At 66.8% G+C, this 1,894-nt stretch carries 1 protein-coding gene; it reads left to right on the forward strand.

Annotated features, from left to right (window positions below):
• Positions 1 to 673: 673 nt before the first annotated feature.
• Positions 674 to 1,894, forward strand: a 1,221-nt coding sequence (locus tag AC6EXY_RS33175) for a reverse transcriptase domain-containing protein (RefSeq protein ID WP_499842479.1), incomplete at its 3' end; no start/stop codon positions are given.

A 1,894-nucleotide genomic window follows, 5' to 3' on the forward strand; every position in this document is an offset into this window, starting at 1 on the left:
GTGCGACACGAGGTCGCACGTGACAAGTGGATGTATCGGAAGGAGGGCCGGTTGATACCGGCGATATAGTCCCGGGCCAGTGCCCGATGGCCCGTTCCCACCTGGACGTGCGTCGCCGGTAACGGCGGGGTGCGAAGCTCCGGGGAAAGCCCAAGGGCCCCTGATCCATCCGGGGGTTACAGGTGAGAGAAAGGCCGGGCGGGTGAACGCGAGTGAACCCTCGATGATGCCTCGTTACGTTGAGCCTCGGATAGATGGAAGGACTCCCGGGGTTTAGGGACCATGCCGTTGTGAGGCGGCAGGCGACGGCCGTCCATTCGGTAGCGGTCGTGGCGGGCACCGCCGTCCCCGGGGTCGAGAGGGCACCCAATCCGGTCGTTGCTTGTGCGTGTGGAACGTGGAACCCCGTCGTGGTCCGGCCCGTGAGGGCTGGTGAGCCGACCGTGAGGAAGGCCGATCCCCCGGCGGGAGCAGGATGACCCAAGAAGCGAATGCCGGCAGGCCGAAAGGTGACGGGAAGACCATGACCGTAGTCGCGCCTCCTCCTGGCGTGGGCCATGGGAGGAACCGGCCGGATACCGGACCTGGTGTCCGGGCCCGAAAGGGCGCCCACGTGGGTCAGGTGAGCCCGCGGAGACAACCGACGACCCTACTGGCGGAACCGAAGGACACGTTGGACACCCCGGCGGTCGCCGGGGTGAACGGACCGGAGGACGACCGGCCCGGCTGGGACTGGTACGACATCGACTGGGACCAGGCGAACCGGGAAGTACGCAGGCTACGGCAACGGATCTTCGCGGCGTCAAGGGACGGGGACATGAAACGTCTCCGGAATCTGCAGAAGCTGGCCTTGCGGTCTCTGGCGAACGCTCAGGTGAGCGTGCGGCGGGTGACGGAGGTCAATGCTGGCCGTCTGACTCCGGGGGTGGACGGCCGGGTCGTGCTGGACGCGCCGGAGAAGGCCGAACTGGCCGACACGGTGCAAAAGCGGTCCCGGTCGTGGACCGCACAACCGGTCAGGCGGGTACTCGTCCCGAAGCGAGGAAAGAACAAGAGCAGGACGCTGGGAATACCGGTGATCGCCGATCGGGCGGTTCAGGCGATGGTGGTCACCGCGTTGGAACCAGAGTGGGAAGCGAGGTTCGAGCCGAAGTCGTATGGCTTCCGGCCTGGGCGCGGCTGCCAGGACGCCGTCGCCGCGATCTTCTGGACCGTGGCGGGCACGCGGACGAAACGCCGGTGGGCGCTGGACGCGGACCTGGAAGCGGCGTTCGACCACGTCGACCATGATCACACGCTGGGGCTGCTGGGCAGCTTCCCGGGACGGGAAGTGGTGGCCAGATGGCTGGCGGCGGGCGTGATCGGCCTGGACGGGTACCGTCCCACCACCGAAGGAGTTCCCCAAGGTGGTGTGATCAGCCCGTTACTCTTTAATATCGCGCTGCACGGGATGGGCCAAGCCGCAGGCACCGTCTACGGGTGGAATCCCTACCGGAAGTCCGAGGAAACAATCACGGGAACACCGGCGCTGGTGCGGTACTGCGACGACTTCGTGGCGTTGTGCGACAGCCGGGAACAGGCCGAACAGGTCAAAGCCCAGCTGACGCCATGGCTGGCGGCCCGAGGGCTGGCCTTCAACGAGGACAAGACCCGTGTGGTCCACCTCGACGAGGGCTTCGACTTCCTCGGGTTCAACGTCCGGCGCTACGGGCCGAAGCTGATAGTAAAACCCAGCAAGGACGCGGTCATGCGTGTCCGGGCACGACTGGCCGCCGCGATGAAGGCCCTGCGCGGGGCCAACGCGAGCGCGGTCATCCGCACGCTCAACCCGATCATCCGGGGGTGGGCTGCCTACTACCGGGGTGTCGTGTCCACGGAAACGTTCCAGGCACTG

The sequence above is a fragment of the Frankia sp. RB5 genome, assembly GCF_059816245.1.